This window comes from Marinobacterium sp. NO-S09 (assembly GCF_059179545.1).
The window spans coordinates 495,708-518,882 of record NZ_CP168954.1 but is presented as its reverse complement, the minus strand read 5'-3'; the positions used below and the strand labels follow the sequence as shown (position 1 = coordinate 518,882).

Annotated in this window: 25 protein-coding genes; 16 read left to right on the top strand and 9 right to left on the bottom strand. The window is 59.2% G+C overall.

Translation table 11 applies throughout. The features are described from left to right. Positions 1-25: 25 nt before the first annotated feature. The 10 genes from O3C79_RS02605 (at position 26) to O3C79_RS02560 (ending at position 8,549) form a co-directional block, all read left to right on the top strand. Positions 26-733 carry a YggS family pyridoxal phosphate-dependent enzyme gene (locus O3C79_RS02605; protein ID WP_494384680.1) on the top strand — a complete coding sequence of 236 codons (708 nt, stop codon included), beginning with the start codon at positions 26-28 and terminating at the stop codon, positions 731-733. Positions 734-749: 16 nt separating this feature from the next. Continuing rightward, positions 750-1,577: a pyrroline-5-carboxylate reductase gene (gene proC / locus O3C79_RS02600; protein ID WP_494384679.1), complete on the top strand. Its 828-nt coding sequence runs from the start codon at positions 750-752 to the stop codon at positions 1,575-1,577. A 26-nt stretch (positions 1,578-1,603) separates the two neighbouring features. Then, positions 1,604-2,164, top strand: a complete 561-nt coding sequence (locus tag O3C79_RS02595) for a YggT family protein (protein ID WP_010324974.1) — start codon at positions 1,604-1,606, stop codon at positions 2,162-2,164. 1 nt (position 2,165) lies between these two features. After that, the gene (locus O3C79_RS02590) at positions 2,166-2,465 is read left to right on the top strand and encodes a DUF167 family protein (protein ID WP_010324975.1); all 300 of its coding nucleotides are present in this window, start codon (positions 2,166-2,168) and stop codon (positions 2,463-2,465) included. A 134-nt stretch (positions 2,466-2,599) separates the two neighbouring features. Then, positions 2,600-3,775, top strand: a complete 1,176-nt coding sequence (gene metX / locus O3C79_RS02585) for a homoserine O-succinyltransferase MetX (RefSeq protein WP_076463002.1) — start codon at positions 2,600-2,602, stop codon at positions 3,773-3,775. Further along, the gene (metW, locus tag O3C79_RS02580) at positions 3,765-4,355 is read left to right on the top strand and encodes a methionine biosynthesis protein MetW (RefSeq protein WP_010324977.1); all 591 of its coding nucleotides are present in this window, start codon (positions 3,765-3,767) and stop codon (positions 4,353-4,355) included. The genes metX and metW overlap by 11 nt, the downstream gene beginning before the upstream one ends. Before the next feature lie 45 nt (positions 4,356-4,400). Then, on the top strand, positions 4,401-4,853 hold the full coding sequence (locus O3C79_RS02575) for a DUF4426 domain-containing protein (protein ID WP_494384678.1): 453 nt from the start codon (positions 4,401-4,403) through the stop codon (positions 4,851-4,853). Positions 4,854-4,880: 27 nt separating this feature from the next. After that, entirely contained in the window at positions 4,881-5,489 is a 609-nt protein-coding gene (rdgB, locus tag O3C79_RS02570) for an RdgB/HAM1 family non-canonical purine NTP pyrophosphatase (protein ID WP_076463000.1), read from the top strand. Continuing rightward, positions 5,486-6,631, top strand: coding sequence for a radical SAM family heme chaperone HemW (gene hemW, locus O3C79_RS02565; protein WP_494384677.1), 1,146 nt, complete (start codon positions 5,486-5,488; stop codon positions 6,629-6,631). The genes rdgB and hemW overlap by 4 nt, the downstream gene beginning before the upstream one ends. Positions 6,632-6,692: 61 nt before the next feature. Beyond that, entirely contained in the window at positions 6,693-8,549 is a 1,857-nt protein-coding gene (locus O3C79_RS02560; RefSeq protein WP_494384676.1) for a methyl-accepting chemotaxis protein, read from the top strand. A 65-nt stretch (positions 8,550-8,614) separates the two neighbouring features. Here O3C79_RS02560 and O3C79_RS02555 read toward each other — a convergent pair whose 3' ends face one another. The 6 genes from O3C79_RS02555 to lptM are packed head-to-tail and all read right to left on the bottom strand — an operon-like array spanning position 8,615 to position 13,176. Beyond that, positions 8,615-9,349 carry an HAD family hydrolase gene (locus O3C79_RS02555; protein WP_494384675.1) on the bottom strand — a complete coding sequence of 245 codons (735 nt, stop codon included), beginning with the start codon at positions 9,347-9,349 and terminating at the stop codon, positions 8,615-8,617. Beyond that, a complete protein-coding gene (gene xerC / locus O3C79_RS02550) occupies positions 9,342-10,253 on the bottom strand; it encodes a tyrosine recombinase XerC (protein ID WP_494384674.1) in 912 nt (303 codons plus the stop codon). Before xerC ends, O3C79_RS02555 begins: the two co-directional genes overlap by 8 nt. 1 nt (position 10,254) lies before the next feature. After that, the gene (locus O3C79_RS02545; protein ID WP_076462996.1) at positions 10,255-10,953 is read right to left on the bottom strand and encodes a DUF484 family protein; all 699 of its coding nucleotides are present in this window, start codon (positions 10,951-10,953) and stop codon (positions 10,255-10,257) included. Next, entirely contained in the window at positions 10,950-11,780 is an 831-nt protein-coding gene (dapF, locus tag O3C79_RS02540; protein ID WP_494384673.1) for a diaminopimelate epimerase, read from the bottom strand. Before dapF ends, O3C79_RS02545 begins: the two co-directional genes overlap by 4 nt. 15 nt (positions 11,781-11,795) lie before the next feature. After that, positions 11,796-13,052, bottom strand: coding sequence for a diaminopimelate decarboxylase (lysA, locus tag O3C79_RS02535; protein ID WP_494384672.1), 1,257 nt, complete (start codon positions 13,050-13,052; stop codon positions 11,796-11,798). Between the two features lie 7 nt (positions 13,053-13,059). Further along, positions 13,060-13,176: an LPS translocon maturation chaperone LptM gene (gene lptM, locus O3C79_RS02530; protein WP_494384671.1), complete on the bottom strand. Its 117-nt coding sequence runs from the start codon at positions 13,174-13,176 to the stop codon at positions 13,060-13,062. A gap of 144 nt (positions 13,177-13,320) precedes the next feature. Between lptM and cyaY the strand changes: the two genes are divergently transcribed. Continuing rightward, the gene (gene cyaY / locus O3C79_RS02525) at positions 13,321-13,653 is read left to right on the top strand and encodes an iron donor protein CyaY (protein WP_010324988.1); all 333 of its coding nucleotides are present in this window, start codon (positions 13,321-13,323) and stop codon (positions 13,651-13,653) included. Positions 13,654-13,682: 29 nt separating this feature from the next. Here the strand turns inward: cyaY and waaA are convergent, their stop codons facing one another. From waaA to O3C79_RS02510, 3 genes are read right to left on the bottom strand one after another with little or no spacing between them, the layout of a single operon-like run. Further along, positions 13,683-14,945, bottom strand: coding sequence for a lipid IV(A) 3-deoxy-D-manno-octulosonic acid transferase (gene waaA, locus O3C79_RS02520; protein ID WP_494384670.1), 1,263 nt, complete (start codon positions 14,943-14,945; stop codon positions 13,683-13,685). A gap of 4 nt (positions 14,946-14,949) precedes the next feature. Continuing rightward, on the bottom strand, positions 14,950-16,746 hold the full coding sequence (gene msbA / locus O3C79_RS02515) for a lipid A export permease/ATP-binding protein MsbA (protein WP_494384669.1): 1,797 nt from the start codon (positions 16,744-16,746) through the stop codon (positions 14,950-14,952). Between the two features lie 33 nt (positions 16,747-16,779). Next, a complete protein-coding gene (locus O3C79_RS02510; protein WP_417533798.1) occupies positions 16,780-17,949 on the bottom strand; it encodes a nucleotide sugar dehydrogenase in 1,170 nt (389 codons plus the stop codon). Between the two features lie 173 nt (positions 17,950-18,122). On the opposite strand from O3C79_RS02510, the gene lpxL reads away from it, so the two are divergent. The 5 genes from lpxL to O3C79_RS02485 are packed head-to-tail and all read left to right on the top strand — an operon-like array spanning position 18,123 to position 23,172. Beyond that, positions 18,123-19,043 carry an LpxL/LpxP family Kdo(2)-lipid IV(A) lauroyl/palmitoleoyl acyltransferase gene (gene lpxL / locus O3C79_RS02505; protein WP_417533797.1) on the top strand — a complete coding sequence of 307 codons (921 nt, stop codon included), beginning with the start codon at positions 18,123-18,125 and terminating at the stop codon, positions 19,041-19,043. Beyond that, a complete protein-coding gene (locus O3C79_RS02500; RefSeq protein ID WP_494384668.1) occupies positions 19,040-20,233 on the top strand; it encodes an O-antigen ligase family protein in 1,194 nt (397 codons plus the stop codon). The genes lpxL and O3C79_RS02500 overlap by 4 nt, the downstream gene beginning before the upstream one ends. Beyond that, entirely contained in the window at positions 20,199-21,239 is a 1,041-nt protein-coding gene (locus O3C79_RS02495; protein WP_494384667.1) for a glycosyltransferase, read from the top strand. The genes O3C79_RS02500 and O3C79_RS02495 overlap by 35 nt, the downstream gene beginning before the upstream one ends. Positions 21,240-21,262: 23 nt before the next feature. Continuing rightward, positions 21,263-22,255 carry an NAD-dependent epimerase/dehydratase family protein gene (locus O3C79_RS02490; RefSeq protein ID WP_494384666.1) on the top strand — a complete coding sequence of 331 codons (993 nt, stop codon included), beginning with the start codon at positions 21,263-21,265 and terminating at the stop codon, positions 22,253-22,255. A gap of 17 nt (positions 22,256-22,272) precedes the next feature. Next, entirely contained in the window at positions 22,273-23,172 is a 900-nt protein-coding gene (locus O3C79_RS02485) for a GT-D fold domain-containing glycosyltransferase (protein ID WP_494384665.1), read from the top strand. Positions 23,173-23,175 lie beyond the last annotated feature (3 nt).

Here is a 23,175-nt window from a genome sequence, read left to right as displayed (position 1 = left end):
GTCATGTCATGTATCATAGGTGATTATGTTAGCAGAGAAGTATGACAGCGTTTGTCAGCAGATCCGCAGCGCCTGCAAAACAGCCGGCCGTGATGCGGACGAAGTGCAGCTGCTGGCCGTAAGCAAGACTCGCGCCGCCGACGAAGTGCGCCAACTGCATGCCTGTGGCCAGACCGCCTTTGGCGAAAACTATCTGCAGGAAGCGCTGGACAAGATCGAGGCGTTGCAGGACTTGCCGCTGGAGTGGCATTTCATCGGCCCCATTCAGTCCAACAAGACCCGCCCGATTGCCGAGAGCTTCAACTGGGTACACAGTGTCGACCGCCTCAAAATCGCGCGCCGCCTCTCCGAACAGCGTCCCGGTGAGCTGGGGCCTCTGAATATCTGCCTGCAGGTCAATATCAGTGGCGAAGACAGCAAATCCGGCTGTTTGCCCGAAGAGGTACCTGAACTGGCCCGAGAGGTTGCCGCGCTGCCCAACATTCAGCTGCGCGGCCTGATGGCCATTCCCGAACCGGAGACCGACCCGGTCCGCCAACGTGCCACCTTTGCCCGGGTACGTGAATTAATGACCTCACTGCAGGCAGAGTTGCCGCAGCTGGATACCCTGTCCATGGGCATGTCCGGTGATCTGGAAGCCGCCATTGCCGAAGGCGCCAGCATTGTCCGTATCGGTACTGCCCTGTTCGGCCCGCGCCATTACCCCAACACATCAGCCAAGCCCCAGGCTTGAGTACAGGAGTCGTTTCATGAGCCAACAACCCGTAATTGCATTCATCGGTGCCGGTAACATGGCCCGTGCCATCATTGGTGGGCTGCTCGAAAACGGCTTTGCCGCCGCCAACATCTGGGCCGCAGAACCCGATGCCAGCCGCCTGCAGGACCTGGCCGAACAGGGACTGAAGACAACCAGTGACAACAACGAAGCCGTGGCCGCTGCCGACATGGTGATTCTGGCGGTCAAACCCCAGATCATGCAGGCGGTGGCCTCAGAGCTGGCTGACGCGGCGCAGAAACACCAACCACTGTTTGTATCCATTGCGGCCGGCATCAGCCTGGATGCACTGGATCGCTGGCTGGGCGGTAATGCCGCAGTGGTACGCTGCATGCCGAACACGCCTTCGCTGGTGCAGACCGGTGCCAGCGGCCTGTTCGCCAACGCCCGCGTCAACGAGCAACAGCGCAATCTGGCGACTCAGGCGATGGAAGCCGTGGGTATCGCCCTCTGGGTTCAGAACGAAGCCGAGCTGGACGTCGTCACGGCTATCTCCGGTTCGGGTCCGGCTTACTACTTCCTGATGATGGAAGCGATGACCGCCGCCGGCGCCAAACTGGGTCTGAGTGAGGAAACCGCACGTGGCCTGACCCTGCAGACGGCTCTGGGCGCGGCCCGCATGGCCAGTAGCAGTGATGTCGATGCCGCCGAGTTGCGCCGCCGTGTCACCTCACCCAAGGGCACCACCGAACAGGCTATCCTGACCTTCCAGGCAGAAGGGCTGGAAGCGATCGTGGAAAAGGCAATGGTCGCCTGCCGTGACCGCGCCGAGGCCATGGCCGCCGAGCTTTGCAAAGACTGATTTCAACCGGATAAACAGGACTGACCATGGGACAGGATCCGATTACACTGATCATCAGCCTGGTGGGAGGCATTTTTTCCTTCCTGCTGCTGATGCGCTTTGCGTTACAGCTTTCTCAGGCTGACTATTACAACCCGATCTCACAGTCGGTGGTACGCTTTACCCAGCCGGTGGTCAGCCCCCTGCAAAAGGTCTTGCGTCCCATCGGGCGACTGGACTTTGCCACCCTGATCGTGGCGGTTCTGGTCAAGGCTGCAGCCATTTTCCTGATGGTGCAGTTCTCGCCAATGTTTGCGTCCGCCGCTGGCGTTAACCCGTTACATATGCTGATTTTTGCCCTGACCGGCACCCTTAACACACTGCTCACCATCTATTTCTGGGCTACCTTGGGCGCGGTCATCATCAGCTGGGTCGCACCGGACAGCTATCATCCGGCCCCACAGCTGCTGCTGCAGCTCACCGAACCGCTGTTTGGGCTGGCCCGTAAGGTCATACCCCCCATCGGGGGCCTGGATCTGTCGCCGATCCTGATTTTCATCCTGATTCAGCTGGCACAGAGCTATCTCAGACCCTTCGTCATTATCTGACATGGGCGCACCTTACTACCGGTGGCAGGGCGAGGATCTGATCCTGCACTGCCATCTGCAACCCAAGGCATCCCGGGATGAAATTTCCGGGCAACATGGGGACAGTGTTAAGATCCGCATAGCGGCACCACCCATTGAGGGTCGTGCCAACGCGGCCCTGATCAAATTCCTCGCCAAAAGCTTCGGCGTGGCCAAGCGCGACGTCAGCATTATCAGTGGCGAGCTGGGACGGGAGAAGCGCGTGCGCATTCAAGCGCCGGGGCAGTTGCCCGCAAGCCTCGATATTTCACGGGACGAATAAGGAATCCGCTTTGTTTACCTCCAGGTTTCGATTGCACTGCCGGGTGCTGCACTACGACATGTGATGCGTTAACTGCCGACGCCCCACGTCACGTCAACGCGATTTCCATGCCTTTTTGACAGCGAGATACCACCATGCCCGCAGCCATACCCGAAGATTCCGTCGGCCTGGTCACCCCCCAGTGCCTCCAGTTTGATCAACCACTGCCGCTCAGCTGTGGTCGCAGCCTTGATCACTGGGAATTGATGATCGAAACCTATGGTGAGCTCAACGCCGATGCGTCCAATGCCATCCTGATCTGTCATGCCCTGTCCGGCCACCATCATGCAGCCGGTTATCACAGCATGGACGAGCGCAAGCCCGGCTGGTGGGATTCCGCCATCGGCCCCGGCAAGGCGATTGATACCAACCGCTTCTTCGTGGTCAGCCTGAATAACCTGGGCGGCTGCCACGGCTCCACCGGTCCCAACAGCAACAACCCCGACACCGGCAAGCCTTACGGTCCTGATTTCCCGATCATGACGGTGCAGGACTGGGTGCACAGCCAGGCACGTCTAGCTGACCGCCTCGGCATTCAACAATGGGCTGCCGTGGTGGGTGGCAGTCTGGGCGGCATGCAGGCACTGCAGTGGTCAATCACCTACCCCGACCGTCTGCGCCACTGCGTAGTCATCGCTTCGGCCGCCAAGCTCAGTGCCCAGAACATCGCTTTTAACGAAGTCGCTCGTCAGGCGATCAGCAAGGACCCCGAGTTCCACGACGGCCATTACTACGAGCACAACATTGTGCCCCGCACCGGCCTCATGCTGGCGCGAATGGTGGGCCACATTACCTACCTGTCCGATGACGGCATGCGTGACAAGTTCGGCCGCGAACTCAAGGACGGCAAGCTCAGTTTCGACTTCAACCCCCAGTTCGAGGTGGAGTCCTATCTGCAGTATCAGGGTGAGCGTTTTTCCTCGTCCTTTGACGCCAACACCTACCTGCTGATGACCAAGGCGCTGGACTACTTCGACCCGGCCGGCGAGCACGGCCATAACCTGGCCGACGCCCTGGCGCCAGCCACCTGCAACTTCCTCGTGGTCTCATTCACCACCGACTGGCGCTTCTCGCCGGAGCGCTCACGGGAACTGGTGGATGCGCTTGTCGCCGCCCGCAAGCCGGTCAGCTACGCCGAGATCGATGCGCCTCAGGGGCATGATGCGTTCCTGATTCCCATCCCGCGCTATATGGAAGTGTTCAGCGGTTACATGAACCGTATTGCCGATGCCCTGCCCCAGTCTGAAGGAGGTGCCCCCAATGCGCGCTGATCTGGAAATTATCAACGAGTGGATTCATCCCGGTTCACGCGTGCTGGACCTGGGCTGCGGTGATGGCGAATTCCTGGCGCAGCTGAAGCAGGACAAGAATGTCAGCGGCTACGGCCTGGAGATCGATCACGACAACCTGACCGCCTGTGTCGAAAAAGGCGTCAGCGTGATCGAAAAGAATATCGATGACGGCCTGGCCTCCATCGGTAATGACAGTTTCGACACGGTTGTCATGACTCAGGCGCTGCAGAGCATGCACCGCCCGGACCAGATTGTGGACGAAATGCTGCGCATCGGCCGCGAATGCATTGTCACCTTCCCCAACTTTGCTCATTGGCGCGCCCGTGGCTACCTGGCGTTCCGCGGCAAGATGCCGGTGTCCAAATTTCTGCCCTATACTTGGTATAACACGCCGAACATCCATTTCTGTACCTTCAAGGATTTCGAGGAACTCTGCGTGGATCGCAACATCGAAATTCTTGAACGCACGGTAGTCGACCACACCCATCGGCACCGCTGGTGGATCAAGCTGTGGCCGAACATGCTCGGCGAAATCGCCATCTACCGTATCACCCGCTAGGACGCCCAGACCCCGCAAGGACCCTGAATATACGAGGAGAACACCATGCGCCTGTTTAATCTATTGTCGGGCCCGGCTGTCGCACTGGCAGCCCTTCTGGCCAGTACCAGCGCACTGGCCGAACAGTCGATCTCCGATGGTCGTTACGAGATCCATTACAACGCCTTCAATTCCAGCTTTGTCACCCCGGAAGTGGCACAGGCCAACAATCTGGTGCGCAGTAAATACCGCGCTCTGGTGAACGTTTCCGTGCTGGAAATGCAGGACGACGGCAGCAAGCAACCGGTCCGCGCCATCGTCTCCGGGCAGGCATCCAATCTGCTGAACCAGGCCCAGACGCTGGAGTTCAAACAGATCGACGAAGGCGATGCCCTGTACTACATCGGCAGTTTCCGTTTCACCGAAGATGAGCAGCTCAAAATCAATCTGAATGTGCAGCCGGACCCTGACAAACCGGCCTACACCATTGAGTTCGACCAGCGCTTTTACGTCGATTGAGCAGCCAATTCACGCTTAGGACACCCCATGATAGACAAGATTGTTCTGGCCAGCGGTAATCGCGGCAAACTGAAAGAGTTCAGCGAAATCTTTGCTCCTCTCGAAATTGAGGTGATGCCGCAGTCGGACTTTGCCGTCCATGATGCCGACGAAACCGGCTTGAGCTTTGTGGAAAATGCCATCATCAAGGCACGCCACGCCGCCCGCATCACCGGCCTGCCGGCACTGTCCGATGACTCCGGCCTGGAAGTGGACGCTCTCAACGGCGCCCCGGGTATCTATTCGGCGCGCTATGCCGGCGAAGGCTGTGGTGATGACGAGAACAACGCCAAACTGCTGCAAGCCCTGGCCAACGTGCCTGAGGACAAGCGCAGCGCCCGTTTCCAGTGTGTGCTGGTATTCATGCGTCATGCCGAAGACCCCACGCCGCTGATCTGTCAGGGCAGCTGGGATGGGCGTATCCTCACCGAGGCGCATGGCCATAACGGCTTCGGCTATGACCCGCTGTTTTACGTCCCGGAAACCGACTGCGCCAGCGCCGAGCTCAGCCCTGAGCAAAAACAGCGCTACAGCCATCGCGGCAAGGCGGTACGCCAGTTCATGGATGCCATCGGCCCCTGGCTCTCGCATACATGAGCCTGTTGCCGCCCCTCTCGCTCTACGTACACATCCCCTGGTGTGTACGCAAATGCCCCTATTGCGACTTCAACTCCCACGCCGCGCCGGAACAATTGCCGGAAGCGGACTACGTGGCCGCACTGCTCAATGACCTGGAAAGCGACCTGCCCCTGGCCGGTGATCGCCCGCTGCAGTCCATCTTCATTGGTGGTGGCACCCCCAGCCTGTTCAGCGCCGATGCCATCAACCGCCTGATGTGCGGCGTGCGTGAGCGCATTGCTCTGGCGGAGGATGCTGAAATTACACTGGAAGCCAACCCCGGCACCTTCGAGCGGGAACGCTTTGAAGGCTATCATGCGGCAGGCATCAACCGGCTTTCCATCGGCATTCAGAGCTTCAACGCCGAGCACCTCAAGCAACTGGGGCGGATTCACAACCCGGACGAAGCCTGCCGAGCCGCCGAAGCAGCTGTTGCCATTTTTCCCCGCGTGAATCTGGACCTGATGCACGGTCTGCCCGGGCAAAGCACCGAGCAGGCCCTGAGCGATCTCAAGCAGGCCCTGGCCTTCGACCCCGGCCACCTGTCCTGGTACCAGCTCACCATCGAGCCCAATACCGAATTCCACGCCCGTCCACCGCAGTTGCCGGTGGATGAGACGCTGTGGACGATTCAGGAACAGGGCCAGGCACTGCTGGCAGATCATGGCTATGATCAGTATGAAGTCTCGGCCTATGCCAAACCGCTCCAGCAGGCGCGGCACAACCTGAATTACTGGCAGTTTGGTGACTACCTTGGCATTGGGGCCGGCGCCCACGGCAAGCTGAGCCATTTTGATGCCGAAGGACAATTACAGATTGAGCGTCGCCACAAGCTGCGCCAGCCCAAGGGCTACATGGATCCTTGCAAGCGCCTGGCCGGACAGCAACCCATCCCCCACGACGAACGCAGTTTTGAATTCATGATGAATGCCCTGCGATTGACGTATGGCACTGAAGTCGACTTGTTTACCCAGCGCACAGGGGTTAACTTTTCAGAGATACAGCCGATACTGAATAAAGCGTACGCCCTTGAATTACTGGATAATTCTGACAGCCGGCTAGCCCCCACCCGTCAGGGTCGACTGTTTTTAAATGACTTGCTGGCCCTGTTCCTGGATTGAACCTGGCCTTCAGCACACTCATGGATGTCTGATGTCGTGAATGCGTCTGGAGACCCACGCAATGACCATCAAGCAAAAGCTTGGCACCCTTATCGCCCTCATCCTGGCCGGTTTTATCGGCATGGGTGTCATCTTCACCTACACGCTGGAGCGCTACGGCACGCTGGTAGAAACCAGCCAGGCAATAAGCCATGTAGAAGCACGCAAACTGGACCTCCGTCGCCATGAAAAAGACTTCCTGGCCCGCCTGGACCCGAAATACCAACAGCGTTTTTCAGACACCTATAACGAGTTCACTGACGAGCTCTCGCACCTGGTAACGCTGCTCGATGGTCTTGGTCTCGATGATGAGTTGAACACCATGGCTCAGAGCATGCAGACCTACCGCAGCAGTTTTGAGCAGGTTGCCGATCTGCGCACCCGGATTGGTCTGGATGAGGAAAGCGGGCTTCGCGGCACCCTGCGCGGCGCGGTGCATAACGCGGAAGAACAGGTCAAGGCCACCCGCGACAACGACCTGCTGAGCCAGCTGTTGATGCTGCGTCGGCATGAAAAGGATTTCCTGTTGCGTCTGAATACCAAGTATCTGGACCGCTTTAACAAGCAAATCGACAGCATCAACCTGCAGATCGATATCGCCCTGCTGCCTGATGATGCCGAGCAGCTGAAAGGCCTGCTGCAGCAATACCGCCAGGGGTTCACAGCCCTGGTGGACAGTTTCCAGCAGCTGGGTCTGACCGTTGATCAGGGCCTGATGGGACAGATGCGCGCGGCCGTGAAAAGTACGGACGATATCCAGCAGCTGCTGCAGCAGGAACTCAACCAGCTGATTGAAGCCCAGGAAAATCGCCTGCAGCTGATTGCCCTGATCGCTGTACTGGCGTTTATTCTGCTCACCACCGTACCTGCCCTGCTGCTGGGGCGAAGCATACTGCAGCCCATCAAGACGCTGGCCGACACCATGAAGCGGGCCAGCGACGAGCATGACCTGACCCTGCGTACCGATGCCAGCGGCAAGGACGAAGTAGCTGCAATGGCACGTGACTTCAACCTGATGATGGACAGCTTCCGCGACCTGATCGCGCGTGTGGCGGGTACCTCATCCCAACTGGCAGCCGCCGCTGAACAGCTGTCGGCGACCAGTCAGGACACCTCATCCGGCCTCAACACCCAGCAGGAGCAGGTGATGCAGGTTGCGACGGCGGTACAGGAAATGGAAAGCTCCATGCAGGAGATCGCCGGCAGCACCGAAACCACCGCACATACCGCCCGTCAGGCGCAACAGGATGCCTCCGACAGCACCGAACGTGTCGCCGGCAGCATTGATGCCCTGAACGAGCTGGCTACCAAGGCACGCCAGACCGCTGATGTGGTCGAGCAGTTGCATCAGAACAGCGGTGAAATCGGCACCATGCTGGATGTGATCAAGGATATTGCCGAACAGACCAACCTGCTGGCGCTGAACGCCTCCATTGAAGCCGCGCGTGCCGGTGAACAGGGCCGTGGCTTCTCGGTGGTGGCCGATGAGGTGCGCACCCTGGCGGCACGCTCACAGACCTCAGCATCGGAAATCGAGAAACTGGTGCACAGCCTTCAGGACCAGACCCAGAATGTGAGCCAGCTGATGCAGGCCAGTGTAGCGGACAGTGAAGCCAGCGCCGAACGTGCCAGCGAAACCATTGGCGCGCTGGATACCATCACCAACGGCGCTGCCAGCATCGTCGATATGACCACGCAGGTGGCCTCGGCTACCGAAGAACAGGCCTCGGTAGCGGCGGAAATCACCCGCAACATCGACCACATTCGCAGCATTATGGAAGATGCCAACCGCCAGGTTGGCCAGAACGCGGATGCCAGCCAGATGGTGGCGCAGCAGGCATCGGAGCTGCAGGACGCCGTGTCCAGCTTCCGTACCTGAGTGTGACATACGGCCCCTCCTGTCTCCGGGAGGGTGCCGCTTAAACCATCAAGCTGATCGATTCATCACAGGGTTGCGCGCTGCGCGGCCCTGCCTTTCAAGCCTTCTACCGCCGCAGGCAACTGCGACAGGCATTGCACTGTATGATCGGCCAATGCCGGCTGCGGCCACTCCTGCCCGGGCAGGTTCACCCAGACGGTCCAGATGCCCAGCTGACGGGCAGCCTGCACATCATTGATCGGGTGGTCACCCACATGCACCACCTGTTCCGGTCGCAGTCCGGTATGGTGTAGTGCCTGCTGAAACATCTCCGGCTCAGGTTTGGCCGAGCCCACGGTATCCGCGTTGTACTGGAAATCAAACAGGTGCCCAACCAGTGTCTGGCTGACATCTGCATTGCCATTACTGAGCGCACCGATCAGATAACCCTGCTGGCGCAGCTGCTCCAGCGCTGCCTGCGCATGCTCGAACAGTTCGACCTGATGGCGCCCCTGCATGAACACCTCAAAAGCGCGTTCGGCCAGGTTGATCGCCTCGGCTTCGCTGTAACCGGCCGCGACGCAGCCACGCTCCAGCAGCTTGATGCGTATCAGGCTGAGACTATGCGCAATTTCGGGGTGCTTCTCCAACAGTGAGCGGCGCAATTCTGACCCTTCGGCCATGTCACTGACTTCATGCATGGCTGTAAACAGGGGGGCATTCATCTCCAGCCACTGCCACAGGCTCTGGTTGGCCTGGCGGATCACCGGATCCACCGCCCAAAGGGTGTCATCCAGATCGAAAGTGACGCATTTAATCATCGCGTTTTTGCCTCGCACGTGGGTGAGCCTGTTCATATACGTCCATCAGGTGCTGAAAATCCAGATGGGTATAGATTTGAGTGGTACTGATGTTGGCGTGCCCCAGCAGCTCCTGCACCGCGCGCAGGTCACCGCTGGATTCCAGCATATGACTGGCAAAACTGTGGCGTAAACGGTGTGGATATACCCGTCCCTGAGTGCCCTGTTCGGCGCCCCGCTGCTGCAACCGCTGCTCCACCGCTCGCGTGGTGAGACGTCGGCCGCGCTGGCCCACAAACAGGGTTGTTTCATCGGGCGAAGCCAGCTTGTTGCGCTCCGGCAGCCAGGCACGGATTGCCTCTACAGCCAGACGCCCCACCGGCAGGCGCCGGGTTTTGCGGCCTTTGCCCAGCACGGTGATTTCGCCCTCCGCCAGATCCAGGTCGCGCAGCTCAATGCCAACCAGCTCGGATACGCGCAGGCCCGACGAGTAGATCAGCTCCATCATGGCACGATCACGAATATCCAGGGGTTCGTCACCTTTTACGTCCAGCAGCGCACCCACCTGTTCGGTATCCAGGGTTTGTGGCAGGCGTCGTGGGGCTTTGGGTGCCTGGACCGACAATGCAGGATTACGAGTGCACCAGCCTTCACGGGAAAGAAAACGGTAAAAGGCGCGGCAGGCGGACAGCAGGCGCTGCAGACTGCGTCCGGACAGGCCATCGGCATGCAGTTGGCCAATGGCGTAACGCAGGGCGGCTTCATCCAGCGTTTGCCAATTGGCCAGCTGATGGTCGCTCAGGAGCTGCTGCAGACGCTCAAGGTCGCGGCGGTAATTGCTGAGGGTATGCGGGGACAGCTGACGCTCCACCCGCAGGTAATGCAGGAAATGGGTCGGCCAGTCACTCACGGCCGGCTGTTTCATCTCAGGCCTCCTGCTCCCGCAGGATCCGGAACAGCACGCGGCTGAGTACTTCACCGACATAACTCAGGAACAGGGTGCCCTGGCTGCTCTGGAAGTAGTTGGCATCGTGGCTGCCAATTGCCAGCAGGCCCAGGGTTTCACCCTTGACCAGCGGCACCACGGCAGCGGATTGCACCTTGACGCTGCGGTCCTGAAACAGGAAGCGATTCATCGCTTCGGACAACTGGCCACAGCTGGGCAGGTTGGTTTCGATCAGCGGCTGTACCAGCGAGTCTTCCGCACGGGCCAGAGTGCGAATACCGTTGCTCTTGAGAGCTTTTTCGCTAAACAGCAGCAGCTCGGTTTCATCACCGTAGAAGTCGCGGCAGAGGCTCTCTTCAATGGCGACAGCCACATCATCCAGCGTCGCCGCTTCCAGCAGGGCCAGGACCATGCGCTTGGTCTTGTCGAACTGTACGTCGTTGTACTTGGCGGCATCAATGAGTTCGGCCATATGGCCATGCAACTGCTGATTGCGCTCGCGCAACAGCGAAGTCTGGCGCTCCACCAGCGACACCGTAGTGCCACGCTGATGCGGGACATACAGCTTTTCCAACAGCCAGGTGTGCTCGGTGAAAAAATCCGGGTTCTGCGCCAGGTATTCGGCTACCTGGTCAGCACTCAGGGCGGGTTGTTCCAGTACTTCGCTCGCGTCATTCATAGATAGATCTGTCCTTCAAATACCGTTGTTGCCGGCCCGATCATCCGTACGGCTTTCCCCTCTCCGGCCCAGCGAATGCGCAGTTCGCCGCCCGGCAGGTGCACCAGCACATCTTCATCCAGCAGGCCACGCAGTCGACCTGCTACCACAGCCGCACAGGCACCCGTGCCACAGGCCAGGGTTTCTCCGGCACCGCGTTCATAGACCCGCAGACGAATCTCGTTGCGGCTCACCACCTGCATGAAACCGATGTTGGCCTTTTGCGGGAAGCGCGGGTGAGATTCCAGCGCCGGCCCCAGAGTTTCAACGGGCGCAGTGTCCACATCATCCACCACCAGCACACCGTGGGGGTTACCCATGGAGACTGCACTCAGCTCCAGCGTTTGGCCATCTACATCGATCGGGTAGATGACGGCCTGCTGCTCGGCCTGAAACGGAATTTCCGCCGGCACCAGCTCTGGCGCGCCCATATCCACATCGACCTGACGGTCCTTGAGCAGATAGATAACCGCCTGGCCACGGGCCGTTTCCACGCGAATTTCGTCTTTCATGGTGAGGCGACGATCGCGGACAAAGCGACCGAAACAGCGCGCACCGTTTCCGCAATGCTCCACTTCGGAGCCATCGGCATTGTAGATACGGTAACGGAAGTCCATATCCGGACGGCTGGGTGGTTCGACCAGCAACAGCTGGTCAAAACCGATGCCCAGATTGCGATCAGACAGCTTACGCACTATTTTCGGCGTCAGCTTGACCCGCTGTGACAGGGCATCGATCACCATGAAATCGTTGCCCAGCCCGTGCATTTTAGTGAAACGTACCTGCATACCCCGTGTCTCCGCTCAGCCCTGTTCCGGCAGCAGCTGTTCGCCACGCATCAGGTCATTCAGGGTTTCACGCTCACGTACCAGATACGCCTGGTTGTCATCCACCATTACCTCGGCCGGACGCGGACGGGTGTTGTAGTTGGACGCCATGACGAAGCCATAGGCACCGGCAGAGCACACTGCCAGCAGGTCGCCCGGCTGCAGGTTGAGCTGACGATCCTTGCCCAGGAAGTCACCGGTCTCACAGACCGGACCCACCAGGTCCCATGCCTTGGTTTCACCCTCTTCCCGCAGCTCCACCGGAATAATCTCCTGGTAGGCGCTGTACAGGGACGGACGAATCAGGTCGTTCATGGCACCGTCGATGATGGCAAAGTTCTTGTCACCATTCTGCTTGAGGAATTCGACACGGGTCAGCATCACACCGGCGTTGGCAGCAATGGAGCGGCCCGGTTCAAAGATCAGCTTGAGTTCACGCTCACCCAGCTTTTCCAGTACTGCAGCAATGTATTCCTGCGGGGCCGGCGGCTGCTCGTCGGTGTAGCACACGCCCAAACCACCACCCAGATCCAGATGATGGATCTGGATACCTTCGTCAGCCAATGTATCCAGCAGCTGCAGCAGGCGATCCAGCGCATCCAGGAAGGGGCTGATCTCGGTGAGCTGACTGCCGATATGGCAGTCCATGCCCACAACCTCGACGTTGTCCATGGCCGCAGCACGACGATAGACCTCAGCAGCGGTATCGATGCCGATGCCGAACTTGTTCTCTTTCAGGCCGGTCGAAATATAGGGATGGGTGCCCGCGTCCACATCCGGATTCACACGGAAGGACACCGGCGCCTTGACGCCCATCTCGGCCGCCACGGCATTGACGCGGTCCAGCTCGGCATCGGATTCGATGTTGAAACAGAAGATACCCACATCCAGCGCGCGACGGATCTCGGCAGGCTGTTTGCCCACGCCCGAGAACACCACCTTGGCCGGGTCGCCACCGGCACGCAGTACACGCTCCAGCTCACCTGCCGACACGATATCGAAACCGGCGCCCAGGCGGGCCAGCACGTTCAGCACGGCCAGGTTGGAGTTCGCCTTGACGGCATAGCACACCAGCGCATCTCGTCTTTCCAGTGCCTGGGCATAATCCAGGTAAGCACGTTCCAGGGCATCGCGGGAATACACGTACGTGGGGGTGCCAAACTCGTCGGCAACACGGCTCAACAGCACTTCTTCGGCGTGCAGACGGCCGTTGTGGTACTCAAAATTGTCCATCAAAATCTCACTCCGATTGATGTTGCTGGGCCGGTTCGTCGGGCAGATACAGCGGGCCTTTCTGGCCACAACCCGAGATGATCAGTGCTCCCATCAGGAGCAGCGGCCAACAGCGTTTCAGCATCATCAATCCCTTCATGTCTGGTTAGGCCCGGACCTGTGCCGGGCAATGAATGACCCGATTATACCCGTAGCCAGAAGGGCTGAGTACCGCCCGCGGCTGAGTTATACTCATCGACTGAAATTCAACCTGCGGAGAAATGCCGAAATGACCGAATCCGAGTTCATGACTCAGGTAGACGAAACCCTGGAGCAGATCGAAGAGGTGCTGGACGACGCCGAAGGCGATCTCGATTACGAAGGCCAGGGCGGCATGATGACAGTGACCTGCGAGAATGGCAGCCAGATCATTTTCACCCGTCAGCCGCCGGTGAAGCAGCTGTGGGTCGCGACCCGTAACGGCGGCTTCCACTTTGACTACAACACTGATCAAAGCCAGTGGCTGCGTGACTCAGATGGTGCCAGCCTGAGTGAGGTACTGACCGCTGCATTCGCTGACCAGGCGGGCGAAACACTGGACTTCAGCCCCCTGGCCCAGTAAGCACCCTCTGAGGAGATCCAGACAAGTAATCAGGATAAGAGGCGTGCGACAGCGGTTTCAAGCCGCTCCAGCGCGCCACGATTGGCCGCAACAAAGGCTTCAGCCTGCGCGCCCTGCTGTTGGCGCAGTGCCCGATCAGCCAGCAGACGTTCAAGACAGGGCACCAGCGCTGCGTCACTCTCCACGCGCGTCAGGCCACCGGCTTCAATCAGGGCATCGGTGATCGCCTGAAAGTTGAAGCAGTCCGGCCCCATCACCACCGGCAACCCGAGCGCCGCCGGCTCCAGCGGATTGTGTCCCCCGGTGCCACTGAAACTGCCCCCCACTACGGCCAGATCAGCCGCGGCATAGAACAGCATCAACTCGCCCATGGTATCGCCCAGCAGGATCTGCGTTTTGGCATCAGGCACCTGGTCTGCACTGCGCCTTACAACAGACTCACTGAAGCGGCTACAAAGTTCGGCTACCTGATCAAAACGTTCGGGGTGGCGCGGCACCAGTATCAGTGCCAGGTCCGGCTGGGCCTGTTGCAACTGCTGCCAGGCCTGCAACAGGATTTCGTCTTCGCCAGCATGGGTGCTGGCCCCGATCAACACCGGCCGCTCAGGGCCCAATTGTGCCCGTAACGCCTGCCCTGCAGACACCTGCGTTGGATCCGGCTGCAGATCAAACTTGATACTGCCAGTGACATCCACCCGCTCGGGCGGCATGCCCAGCGCGATGAAGCGGTCGGCATCGGCCTGCCCCTGCGCCGCAATCCGACTGAGCTGCTGCAACATGGGACGGGTCAGGGCGGAAAATTTCTCATACCCCCGCGCCGAACGGGCCGACAGGCGGGCGTTGGCCAGCACGACCGGCACCCCGGCACAGGCACACTGGTTGACCAGATTGGGCCAAAGCTCGGTTTCCACCACAATACAGAGTTCAGGACGGACCCGGCGCAGGAAAGCGGTCAACGCCAGTGGCAGATCCCAGGGACAGAAACGTTGTTCGACAGCATCGCCAAACAACTTGCGCACCTGTTCGGCCCCCGTCGGAGTCATATTGGTCAGCAGAATGCGGTGGTCGGGGTAGCGTTCCAGCAAGCGCCGCACCAGCGGTGCGATCGCGACGGTTTCGCCCACGGAAACAGCGTGCACCCAGATCACCGGCTGTTCGATACGGGCACCCAGCCCCAGACGCTGTAACCAGTTGCGACGATACCCCGGCGCCTTGCGGCCACGCCACCAGAGGCGCAGCAGCAATACCGGGGTCAGCAGGTAAAACAGAAGGGTATAGAGATGCCGAGCCAAGGCTTCAGGCTCCCGAGTCCGCGTCGGTCTGCAGAATATGGAAACGGGCGTAAGCCCCCTGCTGCTCCAGCAGTTCGGAGTGCGACCCCTGCTCGACGATCTGGCCGTCTTCCATCACCACAATGATATCGGCACGTTCGATGGTGGACAGGCGGTGTGCGATCACCAGCGTGGTGCGCCCCTTGATCACCTCTTCCAGCGCGGCCTGGATATGGCGTTCGGACTCGGTATCCAGTGCCGAGGTGGCCTCATCCAGAATCAGGATAGGTGCATCCTTGAGGATGGCACGGGCAATGGCGATGCGTTGACGCTGACCGCCGGACAGCATGACACCGTCTTCGCCCACCAGCGTGTGAATGCCTTCCGGCATCTTGTTGACGAACTCGGTGACATGAGCCGCTTCGGCCGCCGCCAGAATGGCTTCTTCACTGGCATCCGCCATGCTGCCGTAGGCGATGTTCTCGGCAATAGTTCCGTTGAACAACACCACGTTCTGGTTCACCAGTGCAATCTGATCCCTGAGACTATCGAGCTTGAAGTCCTGCAGCGGCAGACCGTTCAACAACAGCTCACCACTCCAGCCATCGTTAAAGCGTGGCAACAGGCTGGCCAGTGTGGACTTGCCACTGCCGGAACGCCCTACCAGCGCCACGGTTTTACCCTGGGGTAACAGCAAAGACAGATCGTTCAAGGCGGCCCGCTCGGTCCCCGGATAGCTGAAGCTCAGGTGGCGGAATTCAATATCCCCGATCGTTTCCACGTCACGGGAGCCCTGGTCCTGCTCCGCCGGCTCGTCCAGCACTTCAAACAGGCTTTCGGCCGCCGCGACCCCTTTCTGTACAATCGAGATCACATTGGTCAACTGGCGCAGCGGCTTGGTGATCATGCCTGCTGCAGTAAGAAAGGCGACAAAACCACCGGTGGTCAGTGTACCCATCACATCCGGGTGCATGGCCAGAAACAGCAGTGCTGACAACGCCAATGCCACCAGGAACTGGATGATCGGCGTGTTCAGTGACTGGGTTACCACCAGTTTCATGAACTGGCGCTTGTTCTTCAGACTGGCCTGCTGAAAACGGTCTTTCTCCGCCTCTTCGCCGCCGAAGATCCGTACCACCTGATAGCCCTTGATCGACTCCGAGGCAGACTCGGTAATATCGCCTACCGACTGCTGGATACGCCGACTCAGGCGACGCATACGCTTGGCAGCAACGGACACCACCAGTGCAATCAGTGGCCCGGCCGCAATGAAAATCAGCGTCAGCTTCCAATTCAGGAACAGCATGTACCCGAGCAGGCCAACGACCGTCAAACCTTCGCGGAACAGTGTTTTGAGCGCATTGGTAACCGCGCCGGTAACCTGTTCCACGTTGTAGGTCAGCTTGGCCAGCAACTCACCGCTGGAATTGCGGGCATAGTAGTGCGACGGCAGTTTGAGCAGGCGCTCGAACACTTCGGTACGCAGGGTGTGAATCACTTCACGTCCGACAAAGGCGATGCAGTAGTTGCCGATAAAGGCACCCACGCCCCGCAACAGGAAGATCCCCAGCACCGCCAGTGCCAGAAACCAGCGCTTGTCATATTCGTTGGCCTGAACGGTATCCACCACCATTTCCAGCCATTTGGCCGACAGCGCCTGACCCAGGCCATAGATGGCAAAGCCGATAAAACTGACCAGAAATGCCAGCCACAACGGGCGGGCATAGGTCAGCAAACGCCGATAGAGTTTCCATACGCTGGCGGATTCAAGACGTCCCTTGTCACGTTCAGGTACAGGCGCTTTCACTGCGTTAGGCTGCATCGTGTTCCACCCGGCATGTCGGTTTGTCGAACATCAAGAATCCACGCCGAACAGGTCTCGGGTGTAGATCTTGTCACGGCAATCTTCGATGTCGTCGGTCAAGCGGTTGGCGATAATCACGTCACAACGCTGCTTGAACGCGTCCAGATCCTTGATCACTTCCGAATGGAAGAACTCGTCCTCTTCCAGCACGGGCTCGTACACCACCACTTCAACGCCCTTGGCCTTGATGCGCTTCATCACGCCCTGAATGGCGGAGGCACGGAAGTTATCGGAGCCGGCTTTCATCACCAGGCGGTAGATACCAACCACGGAGGGGTTGCGGCTCAACACGGCGTTGGCGACAAAGTCCTTGCGCGTGGTGTTGGAGTCGACGATGGCGCGAATCAGGTTGTTGGGCACCTGATCGTAGTTGGCCAGCAGCTGACGGGTATCCTTCGGCAGGCAGTAACCGCCGTAACCGAATGAGGGATTGTTGTAGTGGGTGCCGATACGTGGATCCAGGCCCACGCCCTCGATGATCTGACGCGTGTTCAGGCCATGGCTTTCAGCGTAGGTGTCCAGCTCGTTAAAGTAGGCGACGCGCATGGCCAGGTAGGTATTGGCGAACAGTTTGATCGCTTCGGCTTCGGTAGAGTCGGTAAACAGCACCGCTACCTCTTCTTTCACCGCGCCCTGCTTGAGCAGGTCAGCAAACTGCTGCGCACGTTCAGAGCGCTCGCCGACGATGATGCGTGACGGGTAAAGGTTGTCATACAGAGCCTTGCCCTCACGCAAGAACTCGGGCGAGAACATCAGATTGTCACTGCCCATGCGCTCTTTAAGTTCGGCGGTAAAGCCAACCGGAACCGTGGATTTGATCACCATGACCGCGTTCGGGTTCAGCGCCATCACATCCTTCACCACGGCCTCGACGCTGCCGGTGTTGAAGTAGTTAGTCTGGGGGTCATAGTCGGTCGGCGTGGCGATCACGACAAAGTCCGCATCCTTGTAGGCCGCTTCCTTGTCCAGCGTCGCCGTCAGGTTGAGTTTGCCGGAGGCAAGAAATTCACTGATCTCGACGTCTTCGATGGGCGCTTCGCCCCGGTTCAGCTGCGCCACTTTCTCGGGCACTATGTCCAGCGCAACCACTTCGTTGTGCTGTGCCAACAGGACTGCGTTGGAAAGACCGACATATCCGGTCCCGGCTACGGCTATCTTCATCACGGTTCTCTTTCACGGTTATCGTGTCAGGTCGAATCGACCATCATACCACAGGGTCCCACAATGCACGGGAAATGATCCCCTTGCCAAGACCCACATCAGGCCAACATGGTTTGCCCGTGCTCAGGCAGGACCTTACAATAACCCCATCGCCATTCTGAAGACCCTGCACCGTGACGACTAAAACGACCTCTGCACACACGAAATTTCTGGCACCCCGCTACTGGCATATCTGGCTGGGTACCGGTCTGCTGTGGCTGTTGAACCGGTTACCACTGAGCGCACAGATTTTGCTGGGCCGCATACTGGGCCGTTTCCTGCATCGTTTTAACCGCCAGCGCCGCCATGTAACCGAAGTGAATGTGCGCCTCTGTTTCCCCGAATTGAACAGGGAAGAGCAGGCACGACTGGTACGGCGCATCTTTGAAAACAACGGTATCGGCATGTTCGAAACCGCCATGGCCTGGTGGAGCCCCAAGCGCCTGTTCGATGATCGTATTCATTTCAAGGGCCGCGAGCATCTGGATGCTGCGCTGGAACAGGGCAAGGGCGTGCTGCTGCTGGGCGCACATTTCTCCACCCTGGACCTGGGTGGTCTGCTGTTCTCCCGTTTTTATCCGGTCGACGCCATGTACCGCCGTCACAACAATGACCTGATGGAAGAGATCATCACCCGCGGCCGTCGTCGCTATTTCAACCAGCCAATTGAACGCTCCGATATCCGTTCGGTGATCAAGGCCCTGCGCAAGAACCACATCATCTGGTACGCCCCGGACCAGGACTTCGGCCGCAAGCAGTCCGTGTTTGCCCGCTTTTTCAATGTCCCGGCCGCGACGATCACCGCCACCTCTCGCCTGGCCAAGCTGAACGGTTCGCCCATTCTGATGCTGGCTCAGCACCGCCTTCCCGACGGCAGCTACGAGCTGGAGCTGTTCCCGGTGGTGGAAGGCTTTCCCTCCGGCGATGATGAAGCCGATGCCCAGCGCATCAACGACGAACTGGAACGAGCAATCCGCAAGGATCCGAGCCAGTACATGTGGGTGCATCGTCGCTTCAAGACCCAGCCTGACGGCAAGGGACGCCTGTACAAGTGACAGCTCAGCAGCCAGCACACTGCCTGCCGGACGCCAACAACCGGTGGGGCCGATTCCTGCTGGCCGCATACCTGCTGTTTATCGCCCTGTTGCTGGGGGCTGAGGACACCAAGCTGACCAACAACTTTTTCTATCTGTTTCTGATGCTGCCGGCAGTGGTGCTGGTGGCACGCCGACAACTGCGTCCGACCCGCGCCTGCCTGTTGCTGGGGGGCTACCTGCTCTACGTGGCGCTAAGCTCTTTCTGGAACAATGCCGACCCCGGCGACAGCGCCAAACACCTCAAATATGTTGTCTATATTCTGGCGTTCGCCGCCATTACCCAACAGGTGATGGCACAGCCTGAACGTCTCAAGTGGATTGCCGCCTGGGGGCTGCTGATCAGCCTGGTGGTGGAGGCACACAGCCTGTATACCCTGATCGCCAGTGTAGGGCTGGACACCTGGGCCCGGGACTTCCCACGACTGGACCAGCTGACCGGCCCCCTCAATGCGGTCTATCTTGCGCTGGCGGTTGGCCTGTTCGGCTTCATTCTGATCAGCAGTCAGGTCACCAACCCCTGGCTCGCCAGCATCCTGGTCTGCGGCCTGATTCTGCTGACCATTCCCTTGCAAAGCCGCACCCCCATTCTGGCCCTGCTGCTGGCCCACAGCTACTACTTGTTCAGGCTCAAAGCCTTCACTGCTTTGGCCTGCTGGGTCCTGATGCTGGCTGCTGGCGGCCTGGTTCTGGTTCTGATGATCGATCGTTTTACCGCCGAATTCGTGCGCGTTGACATCTGGCGCAACGTTGCCAGCACAATGTCGGAGCAGTGTTCCTTGCTGCTGGGCTGTGGCAACCGATATGACTTTGACGTTCAGGCTCAGGGGTTCCATTACGCCAACCCGCACAGTCTCTGGCTGTCACAGCTGTTCTATGGCGGGCTGATCGGTATGGTTCTGCTGGCAACCTGCCTTTGGGCACTCTATCGTCATGCAGGCCAGCTGGCCGCCTTCTGGCCGCCCGTGTTTGTCTATTGCGCCGCGACCGGATTCAGCATCGGCCATTCACTGCTGACTCATCCTGATTTCCTCTGGCTGCTGACATGGTTCCCCCTGGCACTATCGGGTATGCTTTTTCGCTCCGCTGACAGCATCAACCAGGCAAAACAACAACATGAAGCTGACACAAATACTCCTGTCCCAGTCTGAAGCCGGTGCCGAAACCTACTTCGAGAAAGTGGCCGCAGCCTTTGCCACCGACCCGGACTTCGAGCAGGAACTGATCATTGAAGAGCAACCCTCTCGGCAGCGCCGACTGGACAGTGCCGGAGTCACCTACCGCACTCTGCCGATGGGAAAAATCAGCAAGCCGCTGCTTTACAATGCGCGCCTGAAACAGCATGTCAGCCGTTTTGATCCAGATGTCATCCTGACTTGGGTAAACCGGGCCTCTCGCAAGTGCCCACCCAGCAATGCCGTGGTGATTGGCCGCCTGGGCGGCTACTACGACATCAACAATTACCGGAAATGCGACCACCTGATCGTCAACACCCCGGACCTGGTGCGCCATGTCACGGAGAACGGCTGGCCGGCGGACCGCGTCAGCATGATTTCCAACTTCGGTGAACTGCCCGAAACACTCAACGTTACCGACCCCTTGCCGGAGATTCCGGCCGATCACAAGGTCCTGCTCACGCTGGGGCGCCTTCACGAAAAGAAGGCACAGGACACCGCCATTCGTGCCATGAAGCAGATTCCTAATGCCACCCTGCTGATCGCAGGTAGCGGTGAACTGCGCTCTGAGCTGGAAGCGCTGGCGGAATCTGAGGGCGTGGCCGACCGTGTACGTTTTCTGGGCCTGCGCAAGGATGTGCGCAACCTGTTTGAACTGGCTGATATCTGTCTGTTCCCGTCCCGCTTTGAGCCCTTGGGCAATGTGGTACTCGAAGCCTGGGCCACCAACACTCCCATCGTAGCGGCGGCCAGTACAGGCCCAGCCTGGCTGGTTGATCATGAAGAGAACGGCCTGTTGTTCGATATCGACGACCATGTCCAGTGCGCCGATGCCGTGAACCGGCTGTTGGCAGATGAAACTCTCGCTGCCCGACTCACGGAAAAGGGCGCACAGAAATTCCGTGACGAATTTTCCCAACCCGTGATTCTGCAGCAGTACAAGGACCTGTTCCTGCGGCTGGCCGAAGCACACCGCAACTGACATTCACAGGGAGCTGAAACAGGATGCGGATACTACTGACCGGCGGCGCAGGCTTTATCGGCTTTCACCTGAGCCAGGCCCTGCTGAAGCGAGGGCTGGATGTCACTCTCGTCGATAACTTCAATGACTACTACACACCCCAGCTGAAGCACGACCGCATCGCCCAGCTTCAACAGGCCTATCCGGGCTTGCACTGGTTTCAACTGGATATTGCCGACCGTGACGCCATGGCTCGGCTGTTTACACGGCAAACCTTTGATGTGGTGATCAACCTGGCCGCCCAGGCCGGGGTACGCTACTCACTGGATAACCCGCATGCCTATGTCGACAGTAATCTGACCGGCTTCATGAATATTCTGGAAGGCTGCCGCCAGCAACAGGTCAAACACCTGATATTCGCCTCTTCCAGCTCGGTATACGGGATGAACAGCAAAAGCCCGTTCAGCACGCACGACCGTACCGATTTCCCGGTCAGCCTCTATGCGGCAACCAAAAAGTCCAACGAGCTACTGGCCTACAGCTATAGCCATCTGTACGACATACCCACCACCGGGCTACGCTTCTTCACCGTGTACGGCCCCTGGGGGCGTCCGGATATGGCCTATTACGGTTTTACCCGCGCCATCCTCGCCGGCGAGCCGATTCGCGTCTACAACGGCGGTCACATGAAGCGGGATTTCACCTACGTGGACGACATCGTGGCCTGTATCGACCGCCTGCTTGAACGCCCGCCTGCTCGCACTCCAGCCCCCGGCTCCCACGCAGAAGCGCCCTATTCGCTGTACAATATTGGCAATCATCACCCGGTCAGCCTGCTGGACTTTATCGCTGCCATTGAGCGCGCCTGCGGGCGTGATGCCGTGAAGGAGATGATGCCGATGCAACCGGGCGATGTGCCGGCTACCTATGCCGATATCGATGACCTGGTAGCAAGCCTCGACTACACCCCGGATACCGGAATTGAGGCTGGCATCGACCGTTTTGTTCACTGGTTCCGCCGTTATCACGACTGCTAACCGCCCAAGGAATTGACATGCCCGCATCCCGCAAGCGCCTGCTGCGCGCCATTTACCGCCAAATCGCCATTCTAGGTGCGCCTTTCATGCTCACCTCGGCAGGCCGTACCCGCTTCCGTGAGTTTTTCGATGACCGCATCATCGAACTGTTCCGGGATGATATCGAAGCCTTCGTGCGTGATTACCCGGAGGTATGGAGCGAGGAGCAGACCCTGCGCCATTTGATCGAGCACCGCAGCAGTATCTGCCGCTTTGGCGATGGCGAGCTCAAACTGATGGTGGGCGAGCGCCACAAATCCTTTCAGGACGTTAACCCTGAGCTGAATGCGCGCCTGGAGCAGGTGCTGGGCAGCGATGAGCCCAACATCCTGATCGGCATTCACCCGGTACGGGATTACGACGGCCTGGGCCGCATCTGGCAGAAATTCATTATCCGGATCGGTCGCGAGGTGTTGGCCCTGCTGGATGGCCAGCGCAGCTATCCTTCCATGGGCGCTTTCCGCGTCCTGCCGGATGAATCGGAAGCTGCACTGGTGGAGCGGGTACAGCTGATCAAACAGGTGTGGCAGGACCGCAAGGTACTGCTGGTAGTGGGCGAAAACAGCCGCTTCACCTTTGAGGAGGAGCTGTTCAATAACGCCACCTCGGTGGATTTCCTCTATGCGCCGGCCAAGAACGCCTTTGCCGAATACGATGATATTATCGCCCGCATCAGCGAATATGATCCGGCGGAATACCTGATCATGCCGGTACTCGGCCCCACCGCTACTGTACTGGCCTATGACCTGGCCCAGCGCGGTTACCAGGCCATCGACTTTGGCCAGATGCCGGGCACATTCCGCCGCGCCAAGCGCAAGCTGTTCGGTGACGAGAACCACCCGCTGCCCGCACTGCGCACCACCGAGCCGTCGGCCTGATAT